16 protein-coding genes are annotated in these 18,158 nt (G+C 48.2%); 7 read left to right on the top strand and 9 right to left on the bottom strand.

The genetic code is table 11. The features are described from left to right. Positions 1-146: 146 nt before the first annotated feature. The 3 genes from ACMUEV_RS23435 to ACMUEV_RS23425 are packed head-to-tail and all read right to left on the bottom strand — an operon-like array spanning position 147 to position 2,346. Positions 147-644 carry a DUF427 domain-containing protein gene (locus ACMUEV_RS23435; protein WP_190649117.1) on the bottom strand — a complete coding sequence of 166 codons (498 nt, stop codon included), beginning with the start codon at positions 642-644 and terminating at the stop codon, positions 147-149. Continuing rightward, on the bottom strand, positions 641-1,510 hold the full coding sequence (gene prmC, locus ACMUEV_RS23430; RefSeq protein ID WP_190649115.1) for a peptide chain release factor N(5)-glutamine methyltransferase: 870 nt from the start codon (positions 1,508-1,510) through the stop codon (positions 641-643). The genes ACMUEV_RS23435 and prmC overlap by 4 nt, the downstream gene beginning before the upstream one ends. Positions 1,511-1,515: 5 nt before the next feature. Then, positions 1,516-2,346: a Tic22 family protein gene (locus ACMUEV_RS23425; RefSeq protein WP_190649112.1), complete on the bottom strand. Its 831-nt coding sequence runs from the start codon at positions 2,344-2,346 to the stop codon at positions 1,516-1,518. A 377-nt stretch (positions 2,347-2,723) separates the two neighbouring features. Here ACMUEV_RS23425 and ACMUEV_RS23420 point away from each other — a divergent pair, with 377 nt between their 5' ends. Together ACMUEV_RS23420 and ACMUEV_RS23415 are read left to right on the top strand one after the other, a co-directional pair. Beyond that, on the top strand, positions 2,724-3,044 hold the full coding sequence (locus tag ACMUEV_RS23420) for a hypothetical protein (RefSeq protein WP_190649110.1): 321 nt from the start codon (positions 2,724-2,726) through the stop codon (positions 3,042-3,044). Further along, positions 3,044-3,733, top strand: a complete 690-nt coding sequence (locus ACMUEV_RS23415; RefSeq protein ID WP_017286683.1) for a DUF6745 domain-containing protein — start codon at positions 3,044-3,046, stop codon at positions 3,731-3,733. Before ACMUEV_RS23420 ends, ACMUEV_RS23415 begins: the two co-directional genes overlap by 1 nt. A 6-nt stretch (positions 3,734-3,739) precedes the next feature. Here ACMUEV_RS23415 and ACMUEV_RS23410 read toward each other — a convergent pair whose 3' ends face one another. The 3 genes from ACMUEV_RS23410 to hpf form a co-directional block, all read right to left on the bottom strand. Continuing rightward, positions 3,740-5,587 carry a VWA domain-containing protein gene (locus tag ACMUEV_RS23410; protein WP_190649107.1) on the bottom strand — a complete coding sequence of 616 codons (1,848 nt, stop codon included), beginning with the start codon at positions 5,585-5,587 and terminating at the stop codon, positions 3,740-3,742. A gap of 235 nt (positions 5,588-5,822) precedes the next feature. Next, entirely contained in the window at positions 5,823-7,847 is a 2,025-nt protein-coding gene (locus tag ACMUEV_RS23405; protein WP_190649104.1) for an elongation factor G, read from the bottom strand. Positions 7,848-8,110: 263 nt separating this feature from the next. Beyond that, a complete protein-coding gene (gene hpf / locus ACMUEV_RS23400) occupies positions 8,111-8,740 on the bottom strand; it encodes a ribosome hibernation-promoting factor, HPF/YfiA family (protein WP_017286686.1) in 630 nt (209 codons plus the stop codon). 198 nt (positions 8,741-8,938) lie between these two features. Here hpf and lipB point away from each other — a divergent pair, with 198 nt between their 5' ends. Next, the gene (lipB, locus tag ACMUEV_RS23395) at positions 8,939-9,595 is read left to right on the top strand and encodes a lipoyl(octanoyl) transferase LipB (RefSeq protein ID WP_190649101.1); all 657 of its coding nucleotides are present in this window, start codon (positions 8,939-8,941) and stop codon (positions 9,593-9,595) included. Beyond that, positions 9,564-10,649 (top strand): sensor protein KdpD, encoded by a 1,086-nt coding sequence (locus ACMUEV_RS23390; protein WP_190649098.1) that lies wholly within the window; start codon positions 9,564-9,566, stop codon positions 10,647-10,649. Before lipB ends, ACMUEV_RS23390 begins: the two co-directional genes overlap by 32 nt. Here ACMUEV_RS23390 and ACMUEV_RS23385 read toward each other — a convergent pair. The 3 genes from ACMUEV_RS23385 to ACMUEV_RS23375 all read right to left on the bottom strand — a co-directional run bounded on the left by ACMUEV_RS23385 (position 10,646) and on the right by ACMUEV_RS23375 (position 13,998). Then, complete coding sequence (locus ACMUEV_RS23385) at positions 10,646-11,662, bottom strand: substrate-binding domain-containing protein (RefSeq protein WP_190649096.1); 1,017 nt, start codon at positions 11,660-11,662, stop codon at positions 10,646-10,648. The genes ACMUEV_RS23390 and ACMUEV_RS23385 overlap by 4 nt on opposite strands. After that, a complete protein-coding gene (locus ACMUEV_RS23380) occupies positions 11,659-13,035 on the bottom strand; it encodes a protein kinase domain-containing protein (RefSeq protein WP_190649093.1) in 1,377 nt (458 codons plus the stop codon). Before ACMUEV_RS23380 ends, ACMUEV_RS23385 begins: the two co-directional genes overlap by 4 nt. A gap of 78 nt (positions 13,036-13,113) precedes the next feature. Continuing rightward, positions 13,114-13,998 carry a CoB--CoM heterodisulfide reductase iron-sulfur subunit B family protein gene (locus tag ACMUEV_RS23375; protein WP_017286691.1) on the bottom strand — a complete coding sequence of 295 codons (885 nt, stop codon included), beginning with the start codon at positions 13,996-13,998 and terminating at the stop codon, positions 13,114-13,116. Positions 13,999-14,223: 225 nt separating this feature from the next. Between ACMUEV_RS23375 and acpP the strand changes: the two genes are divergently transcribed. From acpP to tkt, 3 genes are all read left to right on the top strand, one after another. Continuing rightward, positions 14,224-14,475 carry an acyl carrier protein gene (gene acpP / locus ACMUEV_RS23370; protein ID WP_017286692.1) on the top strand — a complete coding sequence of 84 codons (252 nt, stop codon included), beginning with the start codon at positions 14,224-14,226 and terminating at the stop codon, positions 14,473-14,475. Positions 14,476-14,555: 80 nt separating this feature from the next. Beyond that, positions 14,556-15,809, top strand: coding sequence for a beta-ketoacyl-ACP synthase II (fabF, locus tag ACMUEV_RS23365; protein ID WP_190649090.1), 1,254 nt, complete (start codon positions 14,556-14,558; stop codon positions 15,807-15,809). A gap of 177 nt (positions 15,810-15,986) precedes the next feature. Beyond that, positions 15,987-17,996, top strand: a complete 2,010-nt coding sequence (gene tkt / locus ACMUEV_RS23360) for a transketolase (RefSeq protein WP_190649087.1) — start codon at positions 15,987-15,989, stop codon at positions 17,994-17,996. Positions 17,997-18,158 lie beyond the last annotated feature (162 nt).

Raw genomic sequence — 18,158 nt, 5'->3', positions numbered from 1 at the left:
AAGGTATTGAACTCTTACGAGACTTCCCGACTAGCTTAATTAGGTTGGGTTATAAAAAACGGAGCCTAGATCGTCCTCGGTCTAGGCTCTATTTTACGCGAAGAAATTGAAGGCTTTGGAAACACTTCAAGGTTTCAGTTTCTTAGCTACCACCCCCAAGATCCCATCTCACCCTTAAATGGGCCTACGATATCTTTTGTAATCCAGCCTCCATAAAACTGTCCTGGCTGCGGAATCACCTTTTCTCCATTCACATAGCATCCATCCATCGGAGCTGCATAAAACGCGACATAGTTCTGAATCGCTGCAAAGTTTGGAGTCGGATTGCTGTAGTACCAAGCGACATCGATCGCGCTTTTTTCTCCCACTTTGACACTGTAATAACTGCCTGCCCCTTTCCATTCGCAGAATGTGGTGCGAGCCGAGGGCAGTAAGTACTGTTGCTGAATGTCTTCTGGTGGAATGTAGTAAGTCGGAGGATGGCTTGTCTCTAACACTCGCATCGCGTGATGCGTATCGACGATCGTCACGCCATTAAAAATAATCTGAATCTGTTTCTCAACAGGCTCTAATCTCGGTGGGCGCGGATAATCCCAGACAGATTCCTGTCCAGGTTCGGGTGGTATTGGAGTCGGTCGCATCATAGTCGGTAAGCGGTTACAAATCGTTCAATTCCAGCGAGATCTTTGTGAATCTCAATGCGATCGTAACTTCCCTGTGCCGAAAGCAGTTGTGCGATCGCGTTTCCTTGTCCCATCATCATCTCAACCATCCAAACGCCTCCCGAAATTAGATAGTCCGGGGCACGATTCACCAATTCTCGAATACTCTCTAACCCATCTGCTCCGCCATCTAAAGCCAGATGCGGTTCGTGTAATCTCACTTCAGGCTGCAATTCAGCAACACTCTCAGTCGGAATATAAGGCGGATTAGACACCACTCCGCTGAGTTGACCTTTCAAATGAGGGATCGCGTCAAACCAGTTGCCCTGATAGAACTGAACAGGTGCATTCAAGGTTTTTGCATTGAGTGATGCGATCGCTAAAGCTTCTGCACTGCGATCAACGGCATGAATGGTCGCATTCGGTAGGGCAAAAGCGAGTCCGATCGCGATTGCCCCGCTTCCGGTTCCTAAATCTACCCAATGCCCCGATTTGAGGGTTAAATCTTGCGCGAGTGCCAAATCAATCAGCAATTCCGTTTCAGGTCGCGGGATCAAGACTCCCGGAGCGACGTGCAATTCAAATTCACGCCAAGGCGTAACGCCCGCTAAATACTGAACGGGAACGAATTCCTGCACTCTGCGCTGCCAAAGTCGATCGAGTTCTTGTAAAGACACCTTCAACTCAAGCTCGGATTCTGGCTGCAAACGCAGGAAAAGCCGACTCACTCCTGCTAATTCTTGCAAGAGCCAATCGACTTCGTTCGGGGGAAGACCGTGGGCGATCGCGCTATTTTTTGCGCGCGATCGCCACTGCCAAAGTTGGACACCGGGAACTGAAAATCCCATTCAAATTAACGTCTTTGCGGTTGTGGAGCGGGTCTTTGCTGTTGACCTTGCTGCGGTCTTTGCTGTTGACCTTGCTGCGGTCTTTGCTGTTGACCTTGCTGCGGTTGCTGCGATCGCACAAACTCGATCGTCTCTCTCGGCGGAATCAGCACAATCTTATCGAGTTGCGGGTCTTTTTCCTTTTTCATCGCTTCCATTACGCCTTCAAGCGGGAAGACCTGAATATCCACTGTGGCTGCTAAATCAGGCTTTTGTTGCTTAAAGCGATCAACCAACGGCTGTAAATCTTCTTTGTTAAAGAACATTGGGATCACAGACTGGTTGCCTTCTTGAATCGTCAAAAATCCCTTTTCTTTTCCAGCTCGTGCGACGAATAGCGGTGTGCCATTAAACTGGCTGACTTGCTGACCCCCTTGCTTCAGAATCGCGACAGCAGAATCAACCTGCTGCTTCGTAGGAACATACGCGAAATCTAACTTATCAGGCTTGCCTTGTGCTCCCTGGTTGAGTTGATAGACTTCAGCGAGCGAGACCGGAACGACTCTGACATCCTTTGCCAGGGCTGGATTCTTTGCTTTCAAATTCTCTAAAAATGCTGCTGCATCTTTCTGGCTAATAAATACCCCTGCAACCGGATTTCCCTTTTGACCGTTGGGAGGCTGGGCGACGAGTGGCGCACCTTGGTTATTGGCGATCGTGAAAACTGGAACAGCCCGTAACTTTTGACTAATTTGTTCTGGTGTTAGGGCAAGTGCCTGCAGCCCGCCGACTAGCGTCCCCATCAAGGTTCCGCCAACTAACGCAGCGGTTGTACTCCAACGAACCAATGACTTCATGATTGCTCCTGGCTTCAAAAACGATACATCGACTGAAATCCGAGGCGTTTACTGTCCCTATCGATCATCTGCAAACGGCGGATTTTCATCGCAGGCTCGTTGCATCAGATCGGAGTTGTGATTCGGCTCAATCATCCTGTTCAGTTTGACCGAGGCGAAACGAATTAAGTTTCCGATCGCGATCAAATGACAATTGTTCATGAATATGAACAATTTGCGAAACAATTCTTGGCAATAGTAGCATCGATTCGCTTGGTTATGACACTCAAAGTGCGATCGCCTGTCTTAAAGCAAGATTGAGGACTCTCTATAAATATTGACCTTCAGAGTATTCAATTGGTAAAATTGTACTAATTTAGACTTTCAGGAGTACGCTGATGCGAAGTCCGATTGCAGGTACGCTTTACCGACATGGTGATGTTTTACTGAGACAAATTGATCGTCTTCCCAATAACGTGAGAAAACGCGAGAGTGTAACCTTAGCCGAAGGTGAAGTAACAGGACATCGGCATCGAATTCAGCAAGTTCAAGCGGTGCAACTTTGGGAGCAAGGTGAGAATCTATTTTTAGAAGTTAAAGCATTCAGTGCCACCTTAGTTCACGAGGAACATCATGCGATCGAGCTTCCGCAGGGATTGTATCGAGTTTGGAAACAGCGCGAATATCGTCCTGGTCACTATGTTGAGGTGTCTGATTAATGCGGAGCTTAATGGCAAATGGGCGAATTCCCAAAAAGTCGATTCGTCCTCTTCCTGAAACTCATGAACCGATTTCGGGCGATCGTGCTCGGAAGTTGATTCTTGAACGTCGCGCTTGGGACGGGATGCGCGTTTTGGGTCATTTGAATCTAAGTCGCGCGTCAGCCCTTTACACGCTGCCCGAAAATCTCACGTGTGAAAGCTTGGATATTAGTGATTGTCCAAATCTCACGTTCCTGCCGAAAGGGTTGCATGTGACGCACTGGATTGAAATTGCAGACAGCGGAATTATGCACCTTCCGAAAGGGCATGGATTTGTGTTGCGCTGGCGGGGCGTGCGGGTCAGCGATGCGATCGCGTTTGAAACCCATACGGGACAAGATATTCTCAATGTCGAAAATGTTGAACTGCGCCGGGTGCTGATTGAGCGATTGGGATACGACACCTTTTTGCAGCAGGTGGGGGGTGTCGTGCGAGATCGTGATACCGATGCGGGTGGAGAACGTCAACTGATCTGTATTGCTTTTGAAGATGACGAGCCGCTGATGCTCTTAAAAGTGACTTGTCCTTCAACGGGACATCTGCATATTTTGCGAGTTCCGCCTTATCTACGAACCTGTCATCAGGCAGCCGCCTGGATAGCTGGATTTGACAATCCAGACGACTATCAGCCTGTGATCGAAGCTTAGATTGGGTTAACTTGCGATTGCAGCTTGGACGAACCGCTTGATCTCGCCGCAAGCAATGTAAGACTTACCATCAGGAGCCGTTTTCACCGCTTCGACGACATAGAGCATTCCTTCTTCGCGAATCGATCGCGGAAAGCGCATGTTCCAGTCCGGTTCGTACCCGTCTGCAACGACTCGCGCTCTCAACTTGCTGCCGTCTTTCACACACTGCACTAAGATGCCATCTCCAACTGTATCTGTGGTTGGCAAAGCTGCGGCTGTTGCGGGTGCTTTTGATGCGGTGGATGCAGTTCTCGATCGCGATCGACCAAAACTTGCAAATACATCTACTTCCCCTGGCTTCACAAATCGCTGGATCTGACCTTGCACTCGGTAGAAAGATTGATCTGCGGAAAGCTCAATTCCTTCCACGACATAACGCGCTCCTTCTGCTCGAATCGCACGTGGAAACTGTACATTCTTGGTCGAATCATAGCCATCGGAAACGACCTTGACTCGCAGTTTTCCGCCTTCTCGCACGCAGATTAATTCAATTCCAGAGCCAACTTCTTGCACCGTTGCCATGGCTGCAATTTCTTCGCCAGCCGTCACACCCCGACCTGCTAGATCGCTCCGATTGCGAGTCAAGCTTTGGAAACTTTGATCTCTTAGTTCTTTGCGTCCTGCATTTCCGAGTGCTCCTTGTGCAATCCGATTTGCAAAGTAATCAAGCTGCTCGATCTCTTCTGCAATTTCAAAGGTTTCGTCTAAGCCTTTACTGCGAAGATTTTGAATCAGCGATCGCAGAGCAAATTCTGCTTCTTGATGCTTGCCCTGTTCTGCTAGATTCAGCGCAGTTTCCTTCGTTTTCGCGATCGTCAGTTGGCTGAGTTCTAGAAGGATATGACTAGATGCAGCGCTGGCAGATTCCTCGATCGTGCCAATCTTTACCACAATCTCAGATGTTCCTGCAACGGATTGAATTGCTCCGTCTTGAATCACATCTGCGCTGTAATGCACTCTCATAATCGGCAAATCGCCAACCGATGCAGAGGGAAGTGACAAGCTCAAGCCTAGTAACTTGTCTTCGCGCTCATATAAATCGCCTAAGCCAATAACAGTTGCGCCTTGAGCAGTTTGTGTCACCTCAGCTAGGCTCAATGTATCGAGTAGTTCAACACCGGGAGCAAGCTCGATCGTCACTGAGAGATTTTGTCCCACGACTGCCCGTAAGCTATCGAGTTCGATGCTAAACACTTCGCTCGCTTCATCAATGCTCTGAATGAAGTAGAAGTTCCCTTTCGAGGCTCTTGCCATGCCAATCAGCATATCTTCATTAAAGCCTTGAGCAAACCCTAAGGTCGTGGTCGCAATGCCTTCTTCTGCTTTTTGTCCTGAAGTTGTAGTTAGGACTCGCGGATCTTGAATCCCCATGTTTGCATGACCATCCGTCAGGAGCAGCACCCGGTTGACCTTTTGTGGATCAAGATGCGCTTTGACAAACTCGCATCCTTTGAGCCAGCCACCCGAAAGATTCGTAAGCCCACCTGCTTGAACTCGACGAATCGCAGATTTGAGTGCAGATTTGTCACTCACAGCTTGAGGAGCAACCGGAACATCTACGACATCATCGTAAACCACGACTGAAAGCGTATCGGTTGCTTCGAGTTGATCGACAACAGATTCAGCAGCTTTCAAAGCATGATGTAGCGGCGCGCCTGCCATTGATCCAGAGCGATCGATGACGAGAGATAAGTTCAAATCGCGGCGCGGAGATTCAGGAAGATCAGCTCGAAATCGTAGCAATAAATTGGTTTGAAGGGGGGTACCAGTCGGAAGAATTGCCTGTTCAAAATCGTACTTAGTTTCGATCATTTACAGCCCCTCTACTAGGTTCATCATGTAGCCAGAGTGCCCAAATCGAGAGCGAGGGATGGTCAGTGATTGCCGATCATCCCTCGCTCTATTATAGTACATTTGAACCAAAATAGATTAAGTAGAGGAATTCAATTGGTCGATCGTCGTCATTGAGCAAGTTCCTTCAACAAGAAACCGGAGTCGAAATTGCTCGACTCCGGAGACGCTGATCCTTAGAGAGATAGATCAAAAACTAACGTTTACCGTTGCTGTGTCCAGTCGTGACGAGAACTCTTTCGGCTAGCTTATCGGGGACTTCTTGCAGATGATCGAATTCACACTGGAAGAATCCGACTCCCATCGTTTGCGATCGCAGTTCTACAATTAAGTCATGCATTTCTGCTTGGGGCAGGAGCACAACGACATCATCCCAACCTGTCCAACCCTCTTTCGCGTCGTAGCCTAGTACTTGACCGCGACGACCACTCGACAGCCGTAGCACCTTTGAAGTGAAATCCGTTGGAACAGAAATCACAGCTTTGACGATCGGTTCTAGTAACACAGGCTCACACTTCGCCATGCCTTCCTGCATTGCAATCCGAGCGGCTTGCTTGAAAGCTTGCTCCGAACTATCAACACTGTGATAGGAACCATTCGTTAAAGTCACAGCAATATCGACAACTGGGAACCCTAGTGGTCCCGTTGTGAGATACTCCCGTACACCCATTTCTACTCCTGGAATGTACTGTTTCGGAACGACTCCACCCACAATTTTTTCACCAAACCGGAAGCCATCCCCGCGTGCAACAGGCTGAATGTCGAGATAGACATCTCCAAATTGTCCATGTCCGCCTGTTTGATGCTTGTAGCGACCATGAGAGTTTGTGGATTTGCGAACGGTTTCTTTGTAGGGAACTTGGGGCAGATGCGTCACCATTGGGAGATTGTACTTGCGGCGTAAGCGATCGAGTGCAACTTGCAAGTGAATTTCACCCTGTCCCCACAGAATGATTTCATGGGTATCGCCATGCTGTTCCCAACGGAGTCCAGCATCTTCTTCTAAGAGTTTTGCAAGTGTTCCCGTTAGCTTCACTTCATCATTGCGCTTCTCGGCTTGAATTGCCATGGCAAAGACAGGTTTGATCTGCTCAGGCTGACGCAGTGCTGGAACTTCTGCTGGCGAAAGGGTATCGCCTGTTTTAATGCCTTCCATTCGGGCAAGTGCAACAATCTCACCTGCATGAGCTTCATTGATACTTTGCTGTTGTTGCCCCATCAGGCGATACATTCCACCGATGCGTACTCCATTTAAGGTCATGCCGTCTGTGATGGTGCCTTGCCAAACGCGAATCAGAGAGAGCTTGCCTCCTTGTTGAGTGTTGTAAGTTTTGAGCACTTGAGCGATTTCTGCATCAGATTTGATGTTGCGGCGTTCTGCGATCGCAGTTGGCTCTGATGTTTCTCGTAGTAATGCTTCGAGTAAAGGACGCACACCATAATCGCGATCGGCGCATCCAAAGAACACAGGCACAATCAAGTCAGCACCCAGTTCCATTTTCAGATCGTTCAAAATCTCTTCTTCGGGGGGCTCAATTTCTTCTAAAAGTTCTTCTAGCAGGTGATCATCCCAATTTGCGAGCGTTTCCAGCATTTCCATACGGGCAAGCTGCTCTTCTTCTTTGAGTTCATTGGGGAAAGGAACTGGGTCAGCAGGTGCGCCCGGATGATAGTGGTAGGCTTGCTCGTTGACGAGATTGATAAAGCCTAAAATCGATTCGCCCCGGCCAATCGGATATTGATGCGGAATCAGTGGACGGCTTGAAACAGCTTTGAGCGCGTGTAGAACTTCCATGAAATCTACATCAGCGCGATCCATTTTGTTCAAAAATACAAAGTGCGGAATTTCCCAATCGTCTAGGAATTTGAACAAGGGCGATAGAGTCATCACTCGATCGACGACAGGTTCGCAGACGACAACCACTGCATCTACGCCGATCAGGGCGTTCAAGGTTTCCTGAGCAAATTCTACCGATCCGGGACAGTCAAGGAAGGTAAACCGCACGTCTTCATAGACGGTGTGTGCTGCGTTGACTTCAACGGTCATTTGGCGATCGCGGGCTTCTTGGCTGCTGTCTCCGACAGTGTTTTTGTCTTGAACCGTTCCTTTGCGAGACACTGCTTTGGTGACCCAAAGTAGGCTTTCGAGTAAGGTGGTTTTGCCGCTCAGGTAAGGACCTACGATCGCCACACTTCGGATGCCGATAGAATTACCTTTCATATCTGACCTCTTGAATTAAGTGAAATGCAGAACATACCTCGATCGCATTTCTGTAAATGTAATCTCTAAATTTCTGCATTGAAGAGTGCAAAAATCAGACATTAAATTTACAGCGCGATCGAAGCTTGAATTGAGATAGAAAATCGGGAATTTCTGAATCTGAAATTATTCAGTCTATGGATTATCAAATTGATTGCATCCAATCGATTGAAATCTCAGATTGTCTTAACAAAAATGGGGCGCGTTGAGCACCCCATCTTGTCTTATGAAATTAGCGAGCTGGCAGTCTCAGTCGCGTGTTTACCATTCCCATTTTGGTGAGTGTGTCCGTTGCCGTTGCGCGGTTGAATGACACCGTATCCCCCGTGATTCCGTTCATAAGCGACGTTGATTTCACCCGTCTCGATATTGCGGAACATATAGAAGTCATGTCCGACAAGTTCTAGCTGCTCGATCGCTTGATCAACGGTCATTGGTGGCATTGAGAAATACTTCGTCCGAACCACTTGGGCAGGCAGTTCCGGTTCTCGGTCGAGCCGCAACTCTTCTACCACAGGCTGTCCTTCTAGAAGTTCAGTCGTTTTTTCATGACGATGATTTGCACGTTTTTCTTTGTATTTTCGGAGTCTCCGACTAATTTTATCTGCGACTAAATCAATACTGGCGTAAAGATTTTCGCTGGCTTCTTCGGCGCGAACGACAGTTCCGTTCGCATAGATCGTGACCTCTGCAATTTGTTTTGCAACGCGAGGGTTTCGGGCGACAGAGAGATGAACATCGACTTCGGTTGTTAATGCCTGGTAGTGGTTCACCGCTTTTTCAATTTTTTGGTGAACGTACTCTCGAATCGCATCTGTGATTTCAATGTTCTTTCCCTGAATCACAAGCTTCATATAAGCTGCTCCTCCCCTGGAATGGTGGGTGATTAACTTCACACTAGCACTTTGGTATTGCAGTAAACAGTTCGGTTAAAAATGTTTTGCATCTGTTGACAATTCTTGATTCAAAAAGGGCGGTGATCTCCCCTGTTTCTCGCTTGATCTTTCTGCAATTTTGAGCGAATCTTATTAATCGGGGATTCACCAAGCTCTATGCGATCGTGTTTTTTGTACTCTCAAGGGTTAGTGCCTTATCAAACTGCCTGGAAATGGCAGCGATCGCTGGTGAATGAGCGCAAAGAAAATGCGGCTCTTGATGATATTTTAATTTTGCTAGAACACCCGTCTGTGTACACGCTCGGACAGGGTTCGGATGTCGGATTTCTCAAGTTTGCTCCGGGTGAGTATGAATTGCATCGAATTGAGCGCGGTGGAGAAGTAACCTATCACTGCCCTGGGCAACTGGTGGGCTATCCGATTTTGAATTTGCAGTACTATCGCAAGGATTTGCATTGGTATCTGCGACAGTTGGAAGAAGTGATCATCCGAGTTCTAGCAATGTATGAATTAGAAGGAATTCGGATTCCAGGATTGACTGGGGTTTGGGTGGAGGGGCGAAAGCTCGCGGCGATTGGGATAAAAGTCAGTCGTTGGATTACGATGCATGGGTTTGCGTTGAATGTCTGCCCTGATTTGACTGGATTTGAGCGAATTGTGCCGTGTGGAATTGCAGATAAGCCGGTCGGAAGTTTGGCGCAGTTTGTTCCAGGCGTTACGGTCGAAGAGGTCAAAGAAAGAATTGCGATCGCGTTTGCTGAAGTCTTTGAAGTCACTCTCCATGAACACACTTTCTCGTCGGGGCAAGCATAAGATTTTCATCGGCATGTCGCCTGGTGTTGGGAAGACGGTCAAGATGCTTGAAGAAGCGCGCGGCTTGAAACAAGAAGGTGTCGATGTTGTCATCGGGCTACTCGAAACGCATAACCGAGAGGAAACCGCGCAAAAAGCGATTGGGCTAGAACAAGTCCCCCGCCAACAACTGCTGGTTTCGGGAGTTGTCCTCACTGAAATGGATACAGCAGCAGTGATGGCTCGCCAGCCTCAGCTTGCGTTGATTGATGAGCTAGCGCATACGAATGTGCCAGGTTCAAAGTACGAGAAGCGATATCAAGATGTCGAAGAAATTTTGGCAGCGGGAATTGATGTGTTCTCGACCGTCAACATTCAGCATCTAGAAAGCTTGAATGATCTGGTAGCTCGAATTACGGGCGTTGTTGTCCGAGAGAGAATCCCCGATCGCGTTTTAGAACAAGCCGATGAGATTGTCGTAGTTGATGTGACTCCTGAAACGTTAGAGGAGCGGCTCAAAGATGGCAAAATCTATGCGCCTGAGAAGATTGATCAAGCCTTGCAAAACTTTTTTCAGCGTCGGAATTTGATTGCACTCAGAGAACTAGCGCTGCGAGAGATTGCCGATAATGTTGAAGAGAAGGAGATTGAAAGTGAGAATGCTTCATTCTGTAACATTCATGAGCGCATCTTAGTCTGCATTTCGACGTATCCCAATTCGATTCAGTTACTTCGGCGCGGAGCTAGAATTTCAGGATATATGCACGGGTTACTTTACTGTCTGTTTGTCAACGCGCCAGATCGATTTTTAACAAAAGCAGAAACCTTACATATCGAGACTTGTGAGCGAGTTTGTCAGGAGTTTGGCGGTCAATTTATTCGCGTAACAGAACCCGATCGAGCAAAAGCGATCGCACAAGTTGCTCAAGAGTACCGAATTACGCAAATTGTGATTGGGGAAAGTCGTCGATCGTACTGGAGCACTTTGATTCGCGGCTCTCTGACTCAGCGATTGCTAAAATCCTTGCGCAACATTGATGTGCATATTATTGCAACAGAGCCACGAGGAAATTAACGCACGCGCACAAATCCTGCTTTCGCGATCGCCTCCTGTGCTGGAGTACTCAAAAGCAGATTCGCATATGCTTCACCTGCTTGTTGTTCTCTGCTATTGTTTTGTTTCACAATTACCGAAAGATTGCGGGTCAGCGGATAAGTGCCATCCTGAAAGGCTTTTGTATTTAATCGATTCCGAGTTGGACAAGTTGCAAGCGATCCTTCGTAAGCTGCAACAAACTGATTCGTTGTTCCCAACGGCATTGTTTTCACAGTACACTGCGGCACAACTTCAGGCGCTGAAGCAAAGTAGATTCCCCCAGGAGTTGAGCCTACTTTTTGTAATCCCTCTGTTGTGGTGCCAACAATCTGAGTCGTTGCAGGTAAAGGCTGTCCTTTGAGTACTTGCTCAGAGAAGATATTGCCATCGAGATCCCGACGTGAAAAAACAACGATCGCTAAATCCTGCCCGCCGACTTGTTGCCAATTGGTAATCCGCCCTAAGTAAATCTCGCGGAGTTGATCGAGGGTTAATCCCGGTGCAGATTGAGAGGGGTGAACTGCGATCGCAATGCCATCGATCGCGATGGGAATTTCTTTCAAGCTCAAGCCTTTTTGCTGTGCGTCTTGCTGCTCTTGTGGCGTGATAGGTCGTGAAGATTGAGCAAACTGAACTTGACCATTCAACAACATCTGAATGCCGACTGCTGAGCTAGGCGCGCTGCCAACTGGATTCACATAACGCAGTCGAAATTCGGGACGAGCAGCTTGCAGTGCTGCATCCACACTCAAACGAATCGGTGCCCAAGACGTACTGCCACCATAATTAAAAATTCCAGGTGGGACATTCTGCACCTCTGTCCAATCGGTTGAAGGCTTTGAATTGGGCAAAGGAGTCGCAGAAGGCTTCGGCTCAAAATTACCAACCGGAATGCCTGATTTCTCAGCTAGCCACCAAACGCCAGCAGCAATCAAGCTACCTGTAATCAACAACGAAAAAAGTAAAGCAGGGGCTTCGTTTTTCTGAGTCATAAGAGTCGAGAAACTAGGTTGAAGATTAAACGAAATACAAGTCCGATCGCGAGTGCAACCAACGCCGTTAAGCCTGCAAAAATTAAAACATTCAGTGCCGGATGACCTGCCCGAACAAATTCACCTGCCCCATTTAGCTGCCTGACAAATCCAACCGTCAACAGTGAAACGCCTGCCAAAATCACGAGATCAATCTTTTCAATGAATCGCCAGTACTGTGCCAAGAGCAGAATTCCAACCAACATCAGCCAGAAGGTCGCACTGATGAGGGTTGTTCCGAGCAGGCTCACCATTGCGATCGCTAAAATGCCTGCCTCAAATCCAGTGAAGATTGATCCGCCGATCCATTCTAGGGTTGAGAAGCGGGAAATAATCGGCGATCGCTGAGGAGTCGGAGTGGGGAGTGGGGGAGTGGGAGGTGGGGGAGTGGGTTTTGGAGCGAGGGCGGCGAGAACTTCAGTTGCAGATTGAAAGCGCTCTGCTGGAGCATGACGCAGCATACGATCGAGGACGTCTGCAAATTGCGAACTGACTTGAGCCTGCTTTCGCCAATTCCACTGGTTGTTATAGCTATCAAATAAATCTTGCGGCGATTTTCCAGTGAGTAACATCACACAAGTGGCTGCTAGAGCGTACAAGTCACTTGCAGGAAAAACCTGGCTGCCTGAAATCTGTTCGGGCGGAGCAAATCCTGCGGAGTAAATCCCGGTTGAACTTTGAATATTTCCAACCGCCTTTGTGACAAATTTGACTGCTCCGAAATCGAGCAAGTAGAAGCGCCCATTCTGATGACGCATGATATTAGAAGGCTTAATATCCCGATGAATTGAGCCATTCTCATGCACAAACTCTAAAATCTTCAGGGTTTGCTCTAGAGCGTTGCGCATGTCTGACTCAGAAAATCTTCCGTTTTGAACTAGCTCTGCTTCTAAGGTTTGCCCTTCAATATATTCCTGAACTAAGTAAAAGAATTTGGCGTTTTTCGGAGAATTCGGATCAGTGACTTCAAAAAACGCGAACAAATCGGGAATCTGCGGATGTTCTCGTCCGAGTTGCTCGAGCACTTCGGCTTCTCGTTCAAACAGATCTTGAGCAACTTTGAGCTGAGCAGGCTTGAGATTGCCAGAAGGTTGAAACTGCTTGACCACACACGATCTCATGCCTGGCGTATAGCGATCGCGCGCCAGAAATGCTGTGCCAAATCCGCCTTGTCCCAATAATTTTGTCGGCAAATACCGTCCCACCAATATCAATGGCATGCCACAATGCATACAAAATTTCTGGGGAACAGATTTTAAGATGTTGGGGTCGTCTAGGTCTGCGAAATGATTCACAGGACGGGCACAACCAGGACGAGTGCAGTGTAGCTGCATAGAGACTCACGAATTCGGTGCGTTTACCTACTAAAGTAACCTAGTGTGTCAAGCCTGGCACTATTTCTTAGTATTTTTCTATTTTCCTAATTTTGCAAGCACTGATTTTGTGGCAACGATGTGGCGATCGAGTCCCAACTCCGAAGGCGAAATCCCGATCGCCAATCCTACCAACTGCGGCAAATGCAAAATTGGTAAGCCTAATTTCTCTCCAATGACTTGTTCAACTTCTGGCTGTCGCGAGTCTAAATTCAAATGGCACAGCGGACATGGCGTGACCATACAATCGGCTCCAGCTTGAATCGCCGCTTTGATATGCTTCCCTGCCATCTGAAACGACTGCTCAGTTGCATAACTCGAGAGTGGCCATCCACAACATTGAGTCCGACCGCGATACTGAATCGGTGTTGCGCCCACTGCCTCAAATAAGTTCTCCATTGACGTGGGATTGAATGGATCATCTAAAGGACGATCCTGCCCGCGCAAGAGATAACAGCCATAAAATGCTGCACATTTAAGACCTGAGAGCTTGCGAGTGACTTTTGCCGCGATCGCATCAAGTCCATAATCACTCACCAATGCCCAGAGTAAATGTTTGACCTCAGTGCTTCCCTGATAAGGCGAACATCCTTCCCGGTTCAAAAACCCATTCACTTGATTCAAATACTCTGAATCTGCTGATTTCAACCGTTCATCCACATGCCCGATTACGCCCTGACAGGTGCTGCAATGCGTCAAGAGCGGCAAGTTTAATTCTTCAGCTAAAGCAATATTTCTCGCATTGACCGTATCTTCGAGCAGTTGAGAATCTTCTTTAAACGTTCCCGAACCGCAACAAGCAGCTTTTTTCAATTCGATCAATTCGATTCCGAGCGATCGCGACACAGCTTTGGTCGATTGATCCAACTCCCGACACGCTCCTTGCGCGACACAACCAGGGAAATAAGCGTATTTCAGAACCATAGAATTTGCCCGACTCATCCGACTTTGATAGTAGCGCCCACCGCCTCGAAAACACCGATCTTAAGAAAAACTGAGGAATTTGGTCAGCGATCGTGGCAAAATGTTCACCGCACCCGAATCTGATATGAGATGACTTCATTCAGATAAGATGAAGAGATGCTCAAAATGAATGAGCATTTCTGTGTTTAGTGTGATTCGTTGCGGCTGCAACTCAAGAGGAATTTTATGAGCGAGACCGAAATTTTTGATAAAGTCCAGAAGATCGTGGCAGAACAGTTAGGTGTCGATGCCGCTAAAGTTGTTCCTGCTGCTAGTTTTGCAAACGATTTAGGTGCAGATTCACTCGACACCGTTGAATTGGTGATGGCACTCGAAGAAGAATTCGACATCGAAATCCCCGATGAAGCGGCAGAAGAAATTGCAACGGTTCAATCTGCAGTCGATTACATCAGTGGCAAAGTTGCAGCCTCGGCTTAGTCAAATCTCCGAAGAATGGGGGATAAGACTGTGACTTGTCCCTCATTCTTTATCCCCACATCCTTTTTTCATTGGACATCATGACAAATACGGTAAATAAGCGCGTTGTTGTCACAGGGCTTGGTGCAATTACGCCGATCGGCAATACGCTTTCTGAGTATTGGGACGGGCTAATGGCGGGACGTAATGGCATTGCCCCCATTACTTTATTCGATGCGTCTCGGCATGATTGTCGTTTTGCCGCTGAGGTAAAAGGCTTTGATCCGATTCAATATATGGATCGCAAAGAAGCAAAACGGATGGATCGCTTTTGTCAATTTGCGGTTGCAGCCAGTAAACAAGCTTTGGCAGATGCAAATTTCGAGATCAATGATCTGAATGCAGAACAGGTCGGAGTTTTGATCGGAACGGGCATTGGCGGCTTGAAAGTTCTCGAAGATCAGCAAGAAATTAACCTGACCAAAGGACCCGATCGCTGTAGTCCGTTCATGATTCCCATGATGATTGCGAATATGGCGGCAGGTCTTACGGCGATTCACATTGGTGCAAAAGGTCCAAACTCTTGTTCAGTGACCGCTTGCGCGGCTGGCTCGAATGCGATCGGCGATGCGTTTCAATGGGTGCGACGCGGCTATGCTCAAGCCATGATTTGCGGTGGTACTGAAGCGGCAGTCACTTCGCTTGCAGTAGCAGGATTTGCAGCGTGTAAAGCCCTCTCATTAAGAAATGATGACCCTACTCACGCGAGCCGCCCGTTTGATAAAGATCGCGACGGTTTCGTCTTAGGTGAAGGATCTGGAATTCTTCTGCTCGAAGAAATGGAACACGCGCTGGCTCGTGGCGCAAAGATTTACGCTGAAATCGTCGGCTATGGCGTAACTTGCGATGCTTATCACATCACAGGACAAACTCCAGGCGGAAAAGATGCCGCAAGAGCGATTCAGTTCTGTCTAAAAGATGGCGGACTCACTCCGGATCAGGTGGATTACGTCAATGCTCACGGAACCAGTACGCCCGTCAATGATCCAAATGAGACGATGGCGATTAAAACTGCTCTGGGCGATCGCGCAAAACAAATTCTCGTCAGCTCCACGAAATCGATGACGGGTCACTTGCTCGGCGGTTCTGGCGGAATTGAAGCCGTTGCAACCGTGATGGCAATCCACAACGATCGCGTTCCTCCAACGATTAATTTGGTCGAACCCGATCCAGCTTGTGATCTCGATTACGTTGCCAATGAAAGCCGCGAACATGTCGTGAACGTTGCGCTGTCCAACTCTTTTGGGTTTGGCGGACACAATGTCACGCTCGCCTTCAAAAAGTTTGAGCCATAAACTTGAACTGGCTACCGTTATCTAGGATTATTAGGAGGCCGTTATCAGTTGACAGCCTTTGATAGCTTTTTCTGATTAGGTATTTGTGCCTACTTTTCCTCATAATGGAATCAAGTATTCGGATTTGATCGAATTCTTCCGTTATTTCCCACTCGTCGTTCATTCTTAACAGAAATCATGGTCGTTGCAGCCCAGTCACTCGAAGAACTTTGCATTAATTCGATTCGCTTTTTAGCGATCGATGGCGTTGAGAAAGCAAAATCCGGACACCCAGGATTGCCGATGGGTGCGGCTCCGATGTCCTTCGTGCTATGGGACAAGTTCATGCGGTTTAATCCCAAAAATCCGCAGTGGTTCAACCGCGATCGCTTCGTGCTGTCCGCAGGTCACGGCTCAATGCTGCAATATGCATTGCTCTATTTAGCGGGCTATGACAGTGTGACGATCGACGATATCAAACAGTTCCGCCAACTCGGATCGCGCACGCCTGGACACCCAGAAAATTTTGAAACTGCGGGTGTTGAGGTCACAACTGGGCCTTTGGGTCAAGGGATTTGTAATGGGGTTGGTTTGGCGATTGCTGAAGCGCACCTGGCTGCAAAATTCAACAAGCCCGATGCAACGATTGTTGATCACTATACCTATGTGATCATGGGTGATGGCTGCAACATGGAAGGCGTTTCGGGTGAAGCTTGCTCACTGGCTGGACACCTGGGTTTGGGTAAACTGATTGCCCTCTATGATGACAACCATATCTCGATCGATGGAGACACTGAGGTTTCCTTTACTGAAGATGTGGGTAAACGCTACGAAGCGTATGGTTGGCAAGTTCTCACTGTGCCCGATGGCGATACCAATACTGCTGCAATCGAAGCAGCGATCGCAGAAGCGAAGAAAGAAACGACCAAGCCGACCTTGATCAAAATCCGCACAACGATCGGATTCGGTTCACCCAACAAGCAAGGAACCGCAGGCGTTCACGGTGCTGCTTTGGGTGGTGACGAAGTAGCTGCAACCCGCAAGCAGTTAGGTTGGGATTACGAACCTTTCGTGGTTCCCGAAGATGCGTTGAATCACTGGCGCAAAGCGATCGAGCGCGGTGCGAAGCTCGAATCTGATTGGAATGCAGCATTTGCAGACTACAAAGCAAAATATCCTGAAGATGCAGCAACCTTTGAGCGCCTGCTGAGCGGCAAGCTTCCAGACGGTTGGGAAAAGTGCCTTCCGGTCTACTCGCCTGAAGATAAAGGCTTAGCGACCCGTCAAACGTCTGAGAAGACCTTGAATGCGATCGCGCCTGTGGTTCCCGAACTGATCGGTGGTTCGGCTGACTTGACTCACTCGAACTTGACCTTGCTGAAAGGGTTCGGTGACTTCCAGAAAGGCTCTTACCAAAACCGCAACCTCCGCTTTGGAGTCCGCGAACATGCAATGGGCGCAATCTGTAATGGAATTGCATTGCACAATTCGGGCTTGATTCCTTACTGTGCAACCTTCTTGGTGTTTGTAGACTACATGCGGGCAGCGATTCGCCTTTCTGCACTGTCTGAAGCAGGCGTGATTTATGTCATGACTCATGACTCAGTTGCATTGGGTGAAGATGGTCCCACTCACCAACCGATTGAGACGCTTGCATCGCTGCGTGCGATTCCGAATCTGTTGGTCTTCCGTCCTGCAGATGGAAATGAAACCTCTGGTGCATACAAGATCGCAATGGAGCGTCGTAAGCAGCCTTCGCTGTTGGCAATGACTCGTCAAGCATTGCCGAACTTGGATGGTAGCTCGATCGATGCAGTCGCTCGCGGTGCATACATTCTTTCCGGTAGCGATGACCTGCCAGACATCATCTTGGTGGGAACGGGAAGTGAAGTGAGCCTTTGTGTAACTGCTGCTGAGAAACTGCGTGCAGAAGGTCACAAAGTCCGCGTGGTATCGATGCCTTGTTGGGAATTGTTCGAGGAGCAAGATGAAGCTTACAAGAACACCATCTTCCCGAAAGCAGATCAAAAACGCCTCGTGGTTGAAGCTGCTTCTAGCTTCGGTTGGCAGAAGTACATGGGAAGCGAAGGCGACATAATCAGCATTGAGCGCTTTGGTATCTCGGCTCCAGGTAACGTTGCTATGGAGAAATTCGGCTACACCGTCGATAACGTTGTGGCTCGTGCGAAAGCAGTGATCGGCAAATAAGCACAAAAGTTGCTTTGAGTGATAGATTGCAAGCCCCCAGAAATTCTGGGGGCTTTTTTGTTGAAATCGGCATCGCTAACTCAATTGCTTTCATCTACTCGGCACCTGATGAAAGCAATTCCTCATGGGTTGCTACAAGAATTACGAAGGTTGATCTAATCG

Source organism: Leptolyngbya sp. FACHB-1624 (assembly GCF_047649235.1).
Taxonomy (GTDB): domain Bacteria; phylum Cyanobacteriota; class Cyanobacteriia; order Leptolyngbyales; family Leptolyngbyaceae; genus Leptolyngbya; species Leptolyngbya boryana.
Note: the sequence above shows the minus strand (reverse complement) of the source record. Positions and strands in the feature narration are given on the sequence as shown.